This window comes from Thermoanaerobaculia bacterium (assembly GCA_035260525.1).
GTDB lineage: Bacteria > Acidobacteriota > Thermoanaerobaculia > UBA5066 > DATFVB01 > DATFVB01.
The window spans coordinates 1-16,141 of record DATFVB010000163.1; the positions used below are offsets into that span (position 1 = coordinate 1).

Annotated in this window: 16 protein-coding genes; 7 read left to right on the forward strand and 9 right to left on the reverse strand. The window is 71.3% G+C overall.

Annotation, left to right across the window (positions count from 1 at the left end; genetic code table 11):
* The 7 genes from VKH46_07925 to VKH46_07955 form a co-directional block, all read left to right on the forward strand.
* On the forward strand, positions 1 to 819 hold an 819-nt coding region (locus VKH46_07925; protein HKB70757.1), incomplete at its 5' end, for a prolyl oligopeptidase family serine peptidase.
* Complete coding sequence (locus tag VKH46_07930; protein ID HKB70758.1) at positions 819 to 1,421, forward strand: hypothetical protein; 603 nt, start codon at positions 819 to 821, stop codon at positions 1,419 to 1,421. The genes VKH46_07925 and VKH46_07930, both read left to right, overlap by 1 nt.
* A gap of 247 nt (positions 1,422 to 1,668) precedes the next feature.
* Entirely contained in the window at positions 1,669 to 2,151 is a 483-nt protein-coding gene (locus tag VKH46_07935) for a CBS domain-containing protein (protein HKB70759.1), read from the forward strand.
* 184 nt (positions 2,152 to 2,335) lie between these two features.
* Complete coding sequence (locus tag VKH46_07940) at positions 2,336 to 3,985, forward strand: DUF6311 domain-containing protein (GenBank protein HKB70760.1); 1,650 nt, start codon at positions 2,336 to 2,338, stop codon at positions 3,983 to 3,985.
* A gap of 143 nt (positions 3,986 to 4,128) precedes the next feature.
* Positions 4,129 to 5,475, forward strand: a complete 1,347-nt coding sequence (locus tag VKH46_07945; protein ID HKB70761.1) for an amino acid permease — start codon at positions 4,129 to 4,131, stop codon at positions 5,473 to 5,475.
* A 302-nt stretch (positions 5,476 to 5,777) separates the two neighbouring features.
* Positions 5,778 to 6,704, forward strand: coding sequence for an AraC family transcriptional regulator (locus tag VKH46_07950; GenBank protein ID HKB70762.1), 927 nt, complete (start codon positions 5,778 to 5,780; stop codon positions 6,702 to 6,704).
* Positions 6,705 to 6,811: 107 nt separating this feature from the next.
* Positions 6,812 to 7,003 (forward strand): hypothetical protein, encoded by a 192-nt coding sequence (locus VKH46_07955; protein ID HKB70763.1) that lies wholly within the window; start codon positions 6,812 to 6,814, stop codon positions 7,001 to 7,003.
* Between the two features lie 16 nt (positions 7,004 to 7,019).
* Here VKH46_07955 and nuoB read toward each other — a convergent pair whose 3' ends face one another.
* From nuoB to VKH46_08000, 9 genes are all read right to left on the reverse strand, one after another.
* Positions 7,020 to 7,802 (reverse strand): NADH-quinone oxidoreductase subunit NuoB, encoded by a 783-nt coding sequence (gene nuoB / locus VKH46_07960; protein HKB70764.1) that lies wholly within the window; start codon positions 7,800 to 7,802, stop codon positions 7,020 to 7,022.
* 10 nt (positions 7,803 to 7,812) lie between these two features.
* Positions 7,813 to 9,360 (reverse strand): NADH-quinone oxidoreductase subunit C, encoded by a 1,548-nt coding sequence (locus VKH46_07965; protein ID HKB70765.1) that lies wholly within the window; start codon positions 9,358 to 9,360, stop codon positions 7,813 to 7,815.
* 2 nt (positions 9,361 to 9,362) lie between these two features.
* Positions 9,363 to 10,805, reverse strand: a complete 1,443-nt coding sequence (locus VKH46_07970) for a proton-conducting transporter membrane subunit (GenBank protein HKB70766.1) — start codon at positions 10,803 to 10,805, stop codon at positions 9,363 to 9,365.
* 3 nt (positions 10,806 to 10,808) lie between these two features.
* Positions 10,809 to 11,462, reverse strand: a complete 654-nt coding sequence (locus VKH46_07975; GenBank protein HKB70767.1) for a hydrogenase — start codon at positions 11,460 to 11,462, stop codon at positions 10,809 to 10,811.
* 19 nt (positions 11,463 to 11,481) lie between these two features.
* Positions 11,482 to 12,405 carry an NADH-quinone oxidoreductase subunit H gene (locus VKH46_07980; GenBank protein HKB70768.1) on the reverse strand — a complete coding sequence of 308 codons (924 nt, stop codon included), beginning with the start codon at positions 12,403 to 12,405 and terminating at the stop codon, positions 11,482 to 11,484.
* Between the two features lies 1 nt (position 12,406).
* Positions 12,407 to 14,377, reverse strand: coding sequence for a proton-conducting transporter membrane subunit (locus tag VKH46_07985; GenBank protein HKB70769.1), 1,971 nt, complete (start codon positions 14,375 to 14,377; stop codon positions 12,407 to 12,409).
* An 8-nt stretch (positions 14,378 to 14,385) separates the two neighbouring features.
* On the reverse strand, positions 14,386 to 15,108 hold the full coding sequence (locus VKH46_07990) for a PTS sugar transporter subunit IIA (protein ID HKB70770.1): 723 nt from the start codon (positions 15,106 to 15,108) through the stop codon (positions 14,386 to 14,388).
* A 46-nt stretch (positions 15,109 to 15,154) separates the two neighbouring features.
* Entirely contained in the window at positions 15,155 to 15,700 is a 546-nt protein-coding gene (locus VKH46_07995; GenBank protein ID HKB70771.1) for a C4-type zinc ribbon domain-containing protein, read from the reverse strand.
* A partial coding sequence (locus VKH46_08000; protein ID HKB70772.1) for a PTS sugar transporter subunit IIA occupies positions 15,693 to 16,141 on the reverse strand: 449 nt, incomplete at its 5' end. The genes VKH46_07995 and VKH46_08000, both read right to left, overlap by 8 nt.

Genomic DNA, 16,141 nt, shown 5'->3' on the forward strand with positions numbered 1-16,141 from the left:
CGCCGAGTCGTGTTCAAGTCGCAGGACGGCTTCGTCGTCCATGGTCAGTTGTTCGAGCGTCCAGGCGGCAGCAAGATCAAGCCGGCTCTGGTTTTTGTACACGGCGGCCCGCCGCGGCAGATGCTCCTCGGGTGGCACTACATGGACTACTACGCGTACGCCTACGGGATGAACCAGTACCTCGCCTCGCGCGGCTACGTCGCGATGACGGTCAACTACCGGCTGGGCGTCGGCTACGGGCGCGCCTTCCAGCACCCCGAGCACGCCGGACCGGCGGGAGCGTCGGAGTACCAGGACGTGCTCGCGGCCGGACGCTACCTCGCCTCGCTGCCGGAAGTGGATCGGAGCCGGGTCGGCGTTTGGGGCGGCTCGTATGGCGGATACCTCACCGCGATCGCGCTCGCCCGGAGCTCCGACGTCTTTGCGGCCGGGGTCGACTGGCACGGGGTCCACGACTGGCTGACCGAGGGAGGCGACTTCGAGATCGCCGCGTACCTCCGCCGCCGGCAGCTCCGGTACGAGAAGGGGGACCTGAAAGAGGCGATGGACGTCGCGTGGAAGTCGTCGCCGGATTCGATGATCGCCACCTGGAAGTCGCCCGTGCTCCTCATCCAGGGCGACGACGACCGCAACGTCGATTTTCACCAGACGGTGGACCTCGCGCGCCGGCTCGACAAGGCGAAGGTTCCGCACGAGGTGATCGTCATCCCCGACGAGATCCACGGCTTCCTGCGCTTCGCCTCGTGGCTCGCCGCGGAGACGGCGACGGCGGAGTTCTTCGACCGAATGTTCGGCGCGGGCGCCCCGGGCTCACGGTGATGGCGGGAAGCCGGCGAGGCGGCCTTCGAGCGGGGGCGTTTCTCGGGCTCGCCGCCGCGGCGGTCATGGCGCTGCCGCTCGGCGGGGAAGAGGCGGCGGACCGGCGCCTCCACGTTCGCGCCGGCTCGGTCACCGGGTCCGAGCCGATCATCCTTTCGGCCGAAGGCGCGAAGGTCGCCTTCACGGCGTCGTTCTCGATCCCGGAGAGCCGCTTCGTTCCCGATCCGTACGCCGAGACCTGCGCGCGCAAGGCGGTGAAGTACACGCTGAAAACCGCCGACCAGAAGGAGATCCTCGGCGCGGCCGCCGCGATTCCGGACCCGGATTCCGAGGATGCGCTCGTCCTCCATCCGTTCGAGCTCCGGAACGCCGCCGCGAAGCTCGGGGCGAACGCCGTCTATCTCCTGCTCTCGGATTCGGAATCCGTCGCCCGGGAGAAGGGCCTCCACGACTGCGCGATCGTCGACAAGGACGGCGACCGGCGCCGGGGCGAATCCCTCCAGGAGATCGCCTGCCGCACCGAGCAGGGCGCGAAGCTTTCCTTCAGCCGATACGCGGGCCAGGCGCGCTTCTACACGTGCCGGACCCCGGCCGGAAAGTAGCTCCGCGCATCCGGCACTCGTCGTCGCGCCCGCCGGGGGCTCGAACGCTCCGGCGAAGGGTTCCGAAAGGACGCGCCGCCGTTTCTACGGCCTTATTTGTCTTGAGTTGAGGGCGCGGGCCGCGAGTCCGAGCCGATGGCCGTCGGCCGGATGATGCGAATGGCTCATTTGAGCTCGGATGAGAAGGACGACCATAGGCGCATGCGATGGCCCGAAGGGCCCGCACGTACGCCCCAAGGAGGCATCCATGAACGTCCAGGCCATCATGACCCCCTCTCCCTTTTTCGCGACGCGGCACGCGACGATCAGCGATATCGCGAAGATCATGGCCGAGGAGGAGGTCGGAGTCGTCCCGATCGTCGACGCGGCCCACCGGGTCCTGGGCATCCTGACCGATCGTGACGTCTGCAAGGCGATCGCCACCACGAACTGCGCGGCCTGCGAGATCCCGGCCGTGGATCTCGCGAGCAAACCCGTCATCACGTGCGGACCGGGGGAGGAGCTCGAATCGGCCCTCAGGACGATGCGCCATCATCACATCCGGCGCCTGCCCGTCGTGGACGAGGACGGCAAGCTTCAGGGAATCCTTTCGATCGACGACGTGGTGCTCCGGTCCGAAGAAGCGATGGAGACGACCCATTCGACCGTCTCCTTCGGCGACGCCGTCCGGACGCTCAAGGCGATTTACGGGGAGAGACCGCCCCGCCGGCAGCGTACCGTCCGGACCTAACCGAAAAGCAGATCCGCCGCGCCTGGACGATGCGGCCGGAAACGACCGAGGCGCAACGCCTTTCGCGGCGCGGAAGGCGACGCCGTTGTCCGCGGCCGTCGCCCCTTCGATATCCTTGCGCGACGATGCTTCGCGATCGCGGCGCTTCCGCGCGAGCGGCGAGCGGACGGGAGCGTTCCTCCCGTTGAGCTCCCCGCCGGCGGTGCTCCGCCGACCCCCGCTCCTCCTCCTGCTCGCGGCGGGCGCCTTCGCGGGCGTGCTGAGCTTCATGGTCGCGGCTCCCGCGGTTTCGATGAAGAAGGGCGCGTACGGCTTCGTCGCTCACGAAGACCAGCTCAACGTCGTCGCGAACCTGCGGTATTTCATCTGGGACGACTGGCGCTGGCCGCTCACCCGCGCCTCGCGGCTCGGCGGCCCGCGAGGAGCGGTCATCGCTTTCAACGACGCGATCCCGATCTATGCCTTCGGGCTCCGTCTCGCGCGCCGCGCGATCACGCCGGATTTCGACTTCATCGGATGGTGGCTCCTGGCCTGCTTCGCTCTCCAGGGCGCGGCCGCGGCGTGGGCCGTTCGGATGTGGGGGATCCGCCGGTTCGCGCCGGCCGCCGCCGCGGCGATCCTCGCGGTCAGCCTCGTGTCCTGGCTCGCGCAGATGATCCACGCCGCGCTCTGCTTTCAGGCGGTGATCCTGGTCGCCGTCGGGCTCGTCGGGGCTTCTTCCCGGATTTCCGCGGGCCGGCTCGCGGCGGCGTGGCTGCTTCTCTGCGGGATCGCGCTCGCGGTCAACGCGTATTTCTTCGCGATGACGGCCGCACTCGCGGTCGCGGCGCTCGTCACGCTCGGCGCGCGCGGGTGGCGGAAAAGAAACGCGGCCGCCGCGATCGTCGCCCTGTTCGCCGCCGCCGCGGTCGAGATGGCCGGGCTCGGGCTGCTGACGCCGCATGCTCCCGGCCAGGGGTTCAGCCTCTACTCGATGAACCTCCTGTCGCCGATCGACCCGCCGGCGGAGTCGCTCCTCGGCCGTCCCGGGCATCCGATCGACGCGACGGGAGGGCAGTACGAGGGGCTCAACTACCTCGGGCCCGGAATTCTCGCGATCGCGCTCGCCGCGCTGTGGCTCCGGCGCCAGGAGATCCGCGCGATCGCCCGCCGGCACCGCTTCGTCCTCCTCGCCGCGGCCGTCCTCACCGCGTTCGCGCTGTCCAACCGAGTCTTTCTCGGCAGACGTCTGATCCTCCTGCTGCCGTCCCCGCCCGCGTTCCTGGGGGAGCTCCGGGCGCCGGGGCGCTTCTTCTGGCCGGTCGCGTACCTGGCGCTCGTCGGCGGGGTCGTTGCGGTCGCCAGGCGCGGCCGGCGCTTCGACGCTTTGCTGGTGGGCGCCGCGCTCCTCCAGTGGGTGGACGCATCGGGCGAGCGGATGCGAAATCGGTCCATCCTCGAAGACGCTCCGCCGCCTCTCGTCGAGCCCGTCCGCTGGGAGCCGCTGATCGCCGCGCATGCGCGGGTCCTCTTCGTCCCGAGCTGGGACTGCTCCACCGGCGCCGACCGCCGATTCGTCGAGGAGGCGATCGTCGCCGCCTCGGCCTCACGGACCGAGGTGTCGTCCTTCCACAACGGCCGGCCTTCGGCCGTCGACTGCGGACGGGAGCGGGCGTCGCTTCGCGAGAGGGGAGAGCCGGATCGGGGCACCCTCGTCGTCGTGCGCGGCGACCTCGAGGCCCTTCCCCTGTCGGAGCGGTGGCGATGCGCGAGCTTCGCCGGCGGGAAGGCCTGCTCGTCGGAGCCGAAGGCGGTTCCGTTGCTGAGAGCGGTCGGCAGCGTCGAGAAGCGCTGAAACGGGGATGCGAGGCGGGCGCCGATTCGGGGCGAGGCCGCCCGCGGCGGCCGGGCTCGCTCACGAGGGTTTCGCCGTTGTAATCTCGCGCCGAGCATCTCGATGAATTGGGACGGCACGGCGGCGGCGAGGCGGCTCGCGCGATGAACGGTCGGCATCCGGACGGGGATCGCTCCCGCGGCCTGCTGCGGGTCCTCGGCCGCTGGGACATGGCGTTCTTCCTCGTCGGGACCGTCATCGGTTCGGGGATCTTCCTCGTCCCCTCCGAGATCGCGCGCGAGATCCATTCGGAGACGTTCACGATCGGCATCTGGGTCGCCGGGGGGATCCTCACGATGCTCGGGGTGCTTTCGATCGCCGAGCTCGGCGCGGCGATTCCGGCGCCGGGCGGCATCTACACGTACATCTCACGCGCTTACGGGCGGCTCCCCGGATTCCTCTGCGGCTGGGCGATCTTCACGGTGATCACCTCGGGCGCGATCGCGACGCTCGCCGTCGCGTTCTCGATCTATCTCTCCGGTCTCTTCCCGATGGGGGCCGGCGCCGGGCGCGCGATCTCGATCGCGGCGGTCCTGCTGCTGACGGGGGCCAACGTCCTCGGGGTCCGGACCGGGGCGGCGGTCCAGAACGTCCTGACGGCGCTGAAGGTCGCCGGGCTCGCGGGGATGACGATCGCGATCTTCGCGTTCGCGGGGCCGGCTCCGACGGCGTCGGCGGCGCCGCCGGCGCCCGGCGGATCGGGCGGCTTGTCCGCGATCGGCCTGGCGTTCGTCGCGGTCTTCTGGGCGTACGAGGGGTGGCACGACGCGACGTTCGTCGCGGGCGAGGTGCGCGACCCGCAGCGGAATTTTCCGTCCGGGGTCGTGATCGGGGAGCTCGCGATCATCGCGCTCTACGTGGCGGCGAACCTCGCCTATTTCCGGGTGATGAGCGTCGCCGAGATCGCGGCGTCCCCGCGCGTCGCGCTCTCCGCGATCGGCAAGGTCCTCGGACCGTGGGGCGGCCGGGCCCTGACGGCGGCGATCGTCTGCTCGATCCTTGGCGCGATGAACGGGTCGATCCTCGCGGGCCCGAGGGCGTACTTCCAGATGGCGCGCGACGGCCTGCTGCCGCGCGGGCTCGGGGAGGTCCATGCGCACTTCCGGACGCCGGCGGCCGCGATCGCCCTCCAGGGCGTCTGGTCGAGCCTCCTGATCCTCTTCATCGGCGGCTTTTCGCAGCTCTTCACCTACGTGATCTTCGGCGGATGGCTGATGTACGCGCTCGCGACGGCGGCCGTTCCGATCCTGCGCCGGAAGGAGCCGGAGCTCGTCCGGCCGTTCCGCGTTCCCGGGTACCCCGTCGTGCCGGCGGTGTTCGTCGTCGCCGCCCTGGGCCTCATGGCGAACACGATCGCCCAGCGCCCCCGCGAATCGCTCATGGGTCTCGGATTCATCGCGCTCGGCGCGCCTCTCTATTTCGTGCTGCGGCGGCCTTCGGCGCGCGGCTGACGCGTTCGCCCAGAAGGGCTCAGGTGATCAACTACGTTCTCGGCGGCCATCGAACCGGAGAAGTAGCTTCCCTCCGAGCGCGATTTCCGCAGCGGAGATCCCGGGCGAATCCCATTGTCCGGATTCGGGACCGCACGGTTCCACCAACGAACACCCGGCTTCGACGTTCCCGCGTAACCTTCTGAAGGGCGGCGGCGTAGTACTGGCATCGTTCTTGTGATCGGAGATGCCGGAGGTGAGCCCGTTGTCCGCTGCGCAACAATCGCCAAGAGGCAGGCGTTACCGACGAGGAGCGAATGGCCATGGCGCTGCCGGCTGACTTCGCCGACGGCCGACTTTCGGTGCCCGCGGAAAACGGGCTTTCTCCGGACCCCGCCGCCGCGCCTCGAGTGCTGGAGGTGCTTTTCGACGGTCCCTCGGTTCGGCTGGGCGCGTGGCGATGTCCCGTTCGCAGCCGCGAGTGGTCGGACGCCAGGATCCAGGGCGGCGACAGTCTCGCCTTTCCCCGCGACGTTCCCTTCGCGATCGACGCGGACGGGGAGACCGTCGTCGCCGACCGCAACGTCGTCCTTTTCCACTCGGCGGGCGTTCCGTACCGGACGAGCCATCCTTTCGGAACCGGAGATCGCGGTCTCGTCGCGACGCTCCCTCCCGGTTCCCTCGCGGATTCCCGCGACGCTCCTCCGCGTCTCCATGGGCTGCGGTCGCCGCACGCTCACGTTCTCCAGGAGGTTCTCTTCCGCCGGGCCGCGGGGTCCGGCGAGCCGGATGCCGTGCACGCGCTCTTGCGCGGCCTCGTCGACGAAGCGCTCCGCTCCGCGCGCCTGGCGCCGGCCTGCTCCTTCACGCGCCCGCTGAGAATCGCGATCGAAGGAGTGCGCGCGCGGCTCGGCCGCGATCTCCACGCGAAACTGGGACTGGGCGAGCTCGCGGAAAGGGCGGGATATTCGCCGTTCCACGTCGCGCGAATGTTCCGGCGGACGACGGGGCTCCCGCTCCGGCGGTACCGCCTCCGCGCGCGGCTCTTCGCGGCGCTCCCGCGGATACTGGAGCCGCGATCGGACCTGATGCAGATCGGGATCGACCTCGGCTTCTCGTCGCACAGCCATCTGACGGCCACCTTCCGCGGCGAGTTCGGCTTCTCTCCGTCCGAGCTGAGACGACTCGTCCTGAACGAGCCTCTCCGGACGATCGCTGCCGTCCTGCGGTCCGGGCCCGCCGCGCCTTAGCCATGCCGAGGACGACGGCGCGGTCGAGCTCCACGACCGCGACGGGGCCGGTGCGCGCCCGAGCGTGCCGGTAGGGATCTTGCTTGCAGGCTCGTCCGGAGGAACCCATGAAGAAACACCGCCTCACCGCCCCGCAGATCGGATTTCTCGTCGGCACGCGGGCGGCCCTCGCCGCGGGAGCCGGCCTCCTTCTTTCCGGAAAGCTGCCGAAGAAAGCCCGGCAGCGAATCGGCGCGGCGCTCGTCGCGTTCGGGGCGCTGACGACGCTTCCCGCCGCGCGCCTTCTCTTCCGGCGGTGATGCCTGCGCCCGCGTCCTACGCCGGCCGCTTCCGGGCGCTCTCGTCCTCGAGCCGCCCGAGCAGCCGGAGAAGCCCGTCGATGATCGTCAGCGGGTGCGGAGGGCATCCGGGAACGTAGAGGTCGACCGGGATGTCCGGGGGAACGCCGCCGTGCGAGGCGGCGGCCCCGGCGAAGGGTCCTCCGCTGATCGCGCAGGCGCCCACGGCGATCACGATCTTCGGGTCGGGCACGGCCGACCAGGTCTTTCGGAGCGCGAGCTCCATGTTCGTCGTCACCGGACCCGTGACGACGATGCCGTCGGCGTGGCGCGGCGAGGCGGCGAACTGGATCCCGAAACGCCCGAGATCGAAGACGAGGTTGCCGGTCGCGGCGAGCTCCGCTTCGCACCCGCTGCAGCCGCCCGCCGACACCTGACGGAGCTTCAGCGAACGCCCGAAGAGCTTTCGCATGCGCGCGCCGAGGGCCGCCGCGAGCCTCGCTTCTTCTCCCGAAGCGACGACGAGGTCCTCGCGGGAGCGCGCCGCGAGGCGGTGGTCGGGCCCGTAGGCGATCGCGCCTTCGGGGCACGACTCCTCGCAGACCGTGCAGAAGAGGCAGGCGCCGAGGTCGACGCGGAGCGGGTCGACCGCGATCGCTCCGGTGGGACAGGCCTCCGCGCAGGCGCGGCACCCGTCCCGGCATCGGGACGCGTCGAGGACCGGCCGTCCGCGGAAGCGCGCGGGGAGGCTTCCGGGGCCGCTCGGAATCGCGATCGTCCGGCATCCCTGGCGCAGGCGTGCCTTCAGCCCGTCGAGCAATCGCGCCTCCTCACAGATCGTGCCCCGCGTAGGAGAGATTGAAGCTCTTGTTGCAGAGCGGAAAGTCCGAGATCTGGCCGCCGCGCAGCGCGACCGTCAGGGCGAACCAGTTGTGGAAGGAGGGGTCGACCACCTTCCAGGCCGCGAGGCGTCCCCTCCCGGCGGTCGCCGCGACGTGCGCGATCTCGCCGCGCCACCCTTCGACCATCGAGACGGCGACGGTGTCCGACGCCGGCTCGCCCGGATCGACGGACAGCGACTCGGGCGGCAGCTCCTCGAGCTGCTCTCTCACGAACGTGATCGAGCGCTGGATCTCGAGCCAGCGCACGAGGGCGCGCGCCATCACGTCCCCGGATTCGACGCGCGCCACGGGAACGTGAGCGAAACGGAAGATCCCGGAAGGGTGATCGCGGCGGACGTCGCGATCGCACCCGCTCGCGCGCGCGACCGGGCCGACGAGACCGAGCTCTTCGGCCGTTTCCCGCGAGACGACGCCGGTGTGCTCGAAGCGCGATCCGACGGAGGACGCGTCGAAGGTCGCGCGCGCGGTGTCATGGAGGTCGCGCTCCGCCGCCGCGAGGCGGCCGAGAAAATCCTCGCGCTGTCCGGCGGAGAGGCCGAATCGGACGCCGCCGACCCTGACCAGGCTCCGCCCGAACCGGCTGCCGGAGAGCTCCATCAGCAGATTCAGGAATTCGCCGCGAAGCCGCCCGAACCACGAGGCGCCGGGCTGATATCCGACGTCGTTGCACAGCGCCCCGAGGTCGCCGACGTGGTTGGCGAGCCGTTCGAGCTCGAGCGCGATTCCCCGGATCGCCTGCGCGTAGAGCGGGACTTCGACGCCCGAAAGCGATTCGGCCGCCGCCGCGTACGCGAGCGCGTGCCCGACGGCCGTGTCTCCGGCGATCGACTCCGCGACCGCCAGGCGCCGCGCGGGCGAGGACCGCACGAGGAGCGCCTCCGCGCCCCGATGCTGGTAGCCGAGCTGGATCTCGAGGTGAAGGACCGACTCGCCGTGGCACTGGAAGCGGAAATGACCCGGCTCGATGATTCCCGCGTGCACGGGACCCACGGCGACCTCGTGGATCCCCGCTCCCTCGACGCGGAAGAACGGGTGCGGCGCGGGCGCGGCGCCGGCGCGGGCCTCGAGATCCGCGTGGCGGCGCAGGGGCTTCAACCACGGATGGCCGTCGGGCCGGATGCCGTGCTCCTCGAAGAGCTCGCGCTCGAACGCCTGCGCCTGGGGGAGGTCCGTCGAGAGCGCCGGATAGCGTCCTCCGGCCGCGATGCGCGTGCGGACGAGCCCCACGGCTGCGCGATCGTCGTCGGCGAGAGCCGCGAGGATTTCCCGCTCCGGCTCTTCGGGGGCGGACAGGTCGCAGAGCGCGACGAGTCGGCCCCCGCGGGAGACGACGTCGACGCAGACCGCTCGAAAGGAGTCGACCGGAACGTCGGGCACGTCCGACCGGGGGACGGCGGCACCGTTGCGGGTCCAGTGCGGACGGACCGAGAGCGCCGATGCTTTTCGGGAATCGCGATCCTTCTCCCCGTCCGCCATCCTCATCCTCCCACGAGGACGGCGGCGCGGCGCAGCGCGTCCGTGAGGGCGGGCGGCGGGTAGAGACCGATCGCGAGCGCGGCCGCGGCGAGGAGGAACGGCGGCAGCACCGTCAGGAGCGGCTCCCGGGCGCGCGGCGCGTGTTCTCCCGGCGCCCCCTGCAGCATCGGCAGCAGAGTCCCGGCCATGCCGAGAAAGGCGATCGCGAGCAGCGCGAGGAAGAGAACGCCCATCCACGGATGAGGCCCGCGGAACGCGGCCTGGAAGATCAGGAACTCGCTCCAGAAGGGCGCGAAGGGGGGAAGCCCGCCGATCGCGAGGAAGAGCGCCGCCAACAGGATCCCGGTCAAGGGAATCCGGGCGATCACTCCGCGCACCTTCCGGGCCGACGTCGTTCCGAACACGCGCAGGACGTTGCCGGCGAGCAGGAAAAGCCCGGCCTTGCAGAGCGAATGGTTCACCGAGTGGAAGACCGCGCCGTAGGCCGCGGTGCCCCCGATGCCGACGCCGACGGCGACGACTCCCATGTTCTCGATGCTCGAATACGCGAAGAGCCGCTTGTAGTCGCTCTGGCCGACCATGAACGCGCACGCGACGCCGATCGAGACGAAGCCCATCACGACGAGGAGCGTCCGCGCGAACGCGAAGTCTCCGGAGGCGACGCACACCTGGAAGAACCGGAGGATCGCGAGGAAGGCGCAGTTCAGGAGCGCGCCGGAGAGGAGGGCCGAGACCGGGGAGGGCGCCTGGCTGTGCGTGTCGGGAAGCCAGGTATGGAGAGGGACGAGGCCCATCTTGGTCCCGTAGCCGACGAGCGCGAGGACGAACGCCGCCTTCAACCACGGCCGCGCCATGGCCGGCGCCGCGCCCCGGAACGCTTCGAGCGTCAGACCCGCCGTCGCCGCGGGGCCGCCCGAGGCCGCCACACCGAGGCAGAACGTCCCGAGCAGCGCGAGGGCGATCCCGACCGAGCAGAGGAGCAGGTATTTCCACGCGGCCTCCAGGGCCCCCCGCCGGCGGTAGAAGTACACGAGCGGGGCGCTCGCGAGCGTCGTTCCCTCGACCGCCGCCCACATCAGGGCGAGGTTCTGGGTGATGGCGACGAGGGTCATCGCCGCGAGGAACGCGAGGAGGCACGGCGCGAAGCGATGCGGCGCGGCCTGCGGGTCGTGCGTTCCCCGGAGGATGTACGGGACCGTCGAGAGCGAAACGAGAAGGAAGAGGGCGCTCGTGATCGAGAGGAAGATCAGCCCGAGGACGTCGAGCTGCAGGAGCGTCCCGAAGCTCTTCGATGCTTCCCCTCGCCAGAGAAAGGCGGTCCCCGCGGCGTGCAGCAGCGCGACTCCGAGGAGGATCGCGAGGCCCGCGCGAAGACCGCGGAGGGCGAGCGCGAGCAACGCCGTCGCGGCCGGCAGGACGACGAGGAAGGGGAGCAGTCCCGTCATCGATCAGTCCCGCAGGGCCGAGAGCCGCTCGGTGTCGATGTGCTCGAACTCGCGGCTGATGTGGTGGATCGCGATCCCCATCACGAAGACGCCGACGAGCAGGTCGAGGAGGATCCCGAGCTCGACCGCGAAGGGAACCTGCTCGACGAGCGTCTGGCCGAAGATGAAGATGCCGTTCTCGAGCATCAGGTAGCCGACGACCTGGGTGACCGCCTTGCGCCGGCTGACGAGGACGACGAAGCCGACGAGAAGGGTCGCGAACGCCATCGGGACGAGGAGCGGCGTCGGCGCCGGCCGCGGCAGGACGAGCGCCCTTCCGAGCCAGAACGAGAACCCCACGAGCGCCGCCGCGATCAGAAGGGAGACGTGCTGGCTGATGAACGGCTCGGCCTCGCGGCGCACGTTCGCCTGGCGGATCGCGCGGGAAAGCAGCAGCGGAATCGCGACGGCCTTGACGGCGAGCGCGCCGCCGCTCATGAGGACGACCGGCAGGACGTGGCGGTCGAGGACCGGGCCCCAGAGCGCCAGGGGAAGCAGCGAGAGCGCCACGCCCTGGAGCGCCGAGAGGCGAACGGCGCTCGTCAGCCGGCTCGTCGCGACGATCGACAGCGCCAGCGCCGCGACGACCAGGAGAAGGAAGTCGGCCAGCCCCGTCACGGCGCCCCCCGGTCGCCGGTCACGGCGCGCCTCGATACACGAGGGCGGCGAGTCCCATCGCGGAAAGCACCGCGGCGCCGACCAGGAACTGCGGGACGCGAGGGAGCCGCAGCCGCGCCATCACGGATTCCACGACGCCCACGAGCGCCGCGAGCGCGATTTCGCCTCCGCCGAGCAGGGCGGCCCCGCGCCATCCGCCGGCCGCGGGAACCGGAAGGAGGACGTGGGTCAGGAGCGCGCCGATCACGAAAAGCTTCACGGCGCTTCCGTAGAGGACGAACGCGAGGTCGGGACCGCCGTGATCGAGCACCATGACCTCGTGGATCATCGTGAGCTCGAGGTGGGTCGCGGGGTCGTCCACGGGGATGCGGGAGTTCTCGGCGAGGAGGACCGCGAAAAGCGACAGTGCCGCGGCGAGATAAGTCGGATGCGCGAACCCCCATGCCGGCCACGGCAGCGAGCGGAACGCGTCCGAAAACGTCGGGGAGCCGGCGGGGACGCAGAGGATCGTCATCGAGAGGAAGAGCGCCGGCTCGGCGAGCGCCGAGAACGCGGCCTCGCGGCTCGCGCCCATCCCCTCGAAGCTCGAGCCGGTGTCGAGGGCCGCCGCCATCGTGAAGAACCGCGCGAGACCGAAGAGGTAGGCGAACGCGACGACGTCGCCGGTGAACCCGAGGGGGGAGGCGCCGGACGCGAGCGGCAGGACGAGACCGGCGCACAGGACCGCGGCGAGCGCGACGAGCGGTCCGGCCCGGAAGATCCAGGTCGTCGTGCGGCTGTAGACCGCCCCCTTTCGCGCGAGCTTCGCGATGTCGCGGTAGGTCTGGAGGAGCGGCGGCCCCTGCCGTCCCGCAAACGCCGCCTTCGTCTTCCCGATCACGCCCAGCATCAGCGGCGGCGCGAGCAGCAGGAGAGCCAGGTGGAGGAGGAGCGCGGCGGCCACGTCAGCGCCCGCTTCCGACGAGCTGCCAGACGAGAAGGACGACGAGCGTCGCCGCGATGTAGACGAGGTAGAGCTGGAGCCGGCCCTGCTGGATCGCGTGGACCCGGGAGAGCGCGCGGACGACGCGTCGGGTCGCGGGCACGAGAAGACGCTCGCCCGCCATGTCCCCGACGTGCTCTTCGTAGCGGGCTTGCGCGGGGAAGTACCCGTCGGGGCCCTTCGCGTCGACGCGGGAATGGATCACCGGGGCGAACAGGGCGAGGATCGGCTGTGCGAAGGAGGAGGCGGTGTACTGCATCCGCGGTCCGGGCGCCGCGTAGCCGCAGCCCCAGGTCGCGCCGACCGACACGTCGCGGCCGCGCAGGAGCGCGCGCCGAAGGAGCGCGAGGAGCAGGACGAGCGCGAGCAGCACGGCGCCGACCCGCGTGAGAGCGCCGAGAGGGCCGACGTCCGGAATCGCGCCCGGCAGGTTCGCGAGAAGCGACGCCGCGGGCGCGACGAGGCGCACGGCGGCCGCCGGCCAGAGTCCGATCGTCAGGCACAGGAGCGCTCCGGCGACCATCGGCGCGCGCATGGCGCCTCCCGACTCGTGCGCGTTCGCCGCGGCCGCCGTTCGGGGCTCGCCCAGGAAGACGACCCCGAACGCCTTCACGAAGCAGGCCGCCGCGAGGCCGCCGATCAGCGCGAGAACCGGGATCGCCGCGAGCGTCCAGGCGCCCCATCCCCCCGGGAGGGCGGCGCCTCCCCGGAACGCGCCGAGATAGATCAGCCACTCGCTGACGAAGCCGTTCAAGGGCGGCAGCCCGCAGATCGCGATCGAGCCGGCGAGGAACGTCGTCGCGGTCACCGGCATCCGGCGATAGAGCCCGCCGAGCGACTCGATGTCGCGCGTCCCCGTGCCGTGAAAGACGCTCCCGGCGCCCTGGAAGAGCAGGCCCTTGAAGAGCCCGTGATTGGCGACGTGGAGGAGAGCGCCCGCGTACCCGAGGAACGCGACGGCGGCGTTGCCGCGGCTCTGCCCCAGCAGGCCGACGCCGACGCCGAGCGCGATGATGCCGATGTTCTCGACGCTGTGGTAGGCGAGGAGGCGCTTCAAATCGTGCTGGGCGAGCGCATGGAGCACGCCCGCGACGCCCGAGACGGCGCCGACGACGATCAGGGCCGCGCCCCACCACTCCGGCGGCGGACCCAGAAACGTCAGCGTCCGCAGGAGGCCGTAGATGCCCATCTTGATCATCACGCCGGACATGAGCGCGGAGACCGGGCTCGGCGCCGCCGGATGCGCGTCGGGCAGCCAGACGTGCGCCGGCCAGAAGCCCGCCTTCGTCCCGAACCCCGCGAGCGCCAGCACGAACGCGGTGTCGGCGAGACCCGCCGCCCCGAGGCGATCGAAGTCGTAGGTGCCGGAGGAGCGCGCCAGCATCGCGAACAGCACGAAGAGGAAGACGACGCCGATCTGCGAGGCGATCAGATAGGTCATGCCCGCGCGCCGGACTTCCTCGCGCTCGTTCTCGAACGTCACGAGGAAGAACGACGCCAGCGTCATGACCTCCCAGGCGACCAGGAAGAGGATGCCGTCGCGCGCGATCGCCACGACGGCCATCGACGCGACGAGGAGGTTGAAGAAGAAGAGCGCGGGCGCGAGCCGCCGTCTTCCGATCGAGGCGCGGAGGTACCCCGCGCCGTAGACGGCCGCGAGGCCCGATACGACGAAGACGCACAGCAGGAAGAACGAGGAGAGCGAATCGAGCGCGACGTGGACCTCTCCGACCGGGAGCGGCCACCGCGCCCGGAGCGAGCTCTTCGTACCGTCGACGAGCGCCGCCGCCGCCGCGGCGGCCCCGAGCGCGCAGGACACCGCGCAGCCGCCCGCGCCGGCAAGCAGCGCCGTCCGGTCCGAGCGTCCCGCCAGAACCGCCGCGACCGCGCTCGCGCAGAGAAGAGCCAGGCAGAGGAGGATCGGAAGGAGCATCGCGGGGTCTACCGGCGCCCGGAGGCCGCGGGGAGAGCGTCGGCGGGCCCGCCCCGGCGCGCGCGGGCGTCGCCGCTCTCGACGGCGCGGATTCGATCGAGGATCGACTCGCGGGAAGCGGCGCCGAGGAGGAGCCCCTTCAAGGCCTCGTCGTGCAGCGCGAAGGCGAGCCGCGCGAACATCCGGAGATGCTGGCGCACCGAGGGGGAGAGGAGCAGGAAGAGCGCCTGGACGGGGCGGCCGTCGAGGGCCCGAAAGTCGACGGGGTGCCGCAGGAGCGCGAGCAGGACGAGGGGCTCCTGCGTGGGGACGATCACGGGGTCCCGCGGGTGGGGTATCGCGATCCCGTCGCCGACCGCCGTGGGCGCGAGGCCCTCGCGCGCGACGAGGAGCTCGTAGAGGAGGCGCCGGTCGACCGTCGGGGGAATCCCGGGGAGGTTCGCGGCGGCTTCCAGGACTTCCTCCCGAGACCCGCCGGCCAACCCGTGGAAGATCCCGCCGCGTTCGAGAGCTCCTCCGAGGGTGTCGGGATCTTCCGGAGGCGCGGGCGGGAGCAGACCGGGCGGCAGCGGATGGCCATGGGCGAGGGCCCATTCCTGGATCTCGACCGGATGGAACCGGTGCTGGTCGTGAACCCGGTGCGACGGCAGCGAGCCATCGCGAACCCAGCGGCGAACCGTCCGCTCGGCGACGGCGAGCAGGCGGGCGACGTCGCCGACGTTCAGCTCCACGGGCGCACTTTCGTCGCGGGATGCCGGAGAGACGTCGCCATCCGGGTCAGCGGGCCGGGAGAGCGTGCACGGGCTCCGCGGCGTCTTCGAAATCGCCGCCCGCGGACGCCGGCCGGCGGCGTTGCTTTTCGTGGCGAGGCTTCTCGACGCCGGCGGCCTTCGGGACGGAGGCGGGGCGGCCGGGCGCGCGGGGTCGCGGCGCGGGGCGTTCGCTCCGGGGCGCCGCGGCGGCGGCAGACGCGGGCCGGTCGCCCGCCGGAACGGCGCTCTGTTGCGCCGCGCCGGACACGTAGAGCAGCCGGTGGCAGTGCGGGCAGGGAGCGAGGCCGCGGAAGCGCCGGAGCGACGACTCGAGCTGCGGCGGCACGCGGAGGTGGCATCCGCCGCAGTGCGATCGGCGCACCGCGACGATCACCGGCCGGCGGTGGAACCGTCCGAGCGCATCGTAGGCGGCGAGATGGACCGGCGCGATCGTCTTGCGCAGCGCGCCCCGGCGCCGGACGAGGACGGAGGCCGGGCCGCCCCCGTTCGTCCCCGCGATCTGGTCGTCGATCGCGGAGAGATCCGACAGCGCGCGGGCGGTCTCATCCATGGCGCACCGCCGTGGCCGTCCGGATCTCCGGCTCGATGCGCCGTTCCGCGCGCGCGACCGCGTCGAAGATCGCCTGCCCGTCGGGGGCGTCCAGGATCGCCTTGACCGCGTCCTGCTGCGCGAACATCTGCGACAGCTTGTGGAGCCAGGGAAGGTACAGCTCGTCGAACTTCAGTCCCAGAACGAAGAAGAGGTGCGTGAGACCGCCGTCGAGAGCGTCGAAGTCGACTCCCGCCGTCGACCGGCCGAGGACCATGAACGGCCGGACGACCTGCTCCGGGTTGCGGCGAAGCGTGTGGAGGAAGGCGATGCCGTTGCCCATCGCGCTCGGCATGACGTTCTCGCGCTCGATCAGCGCCCCGACGAACCAGGTTCGGTCGCGGATCAGGCCCAGGTGGGCGGCGAGCCCCGCCAGCTCCTCGACGACCTTGTTCCTCGTTC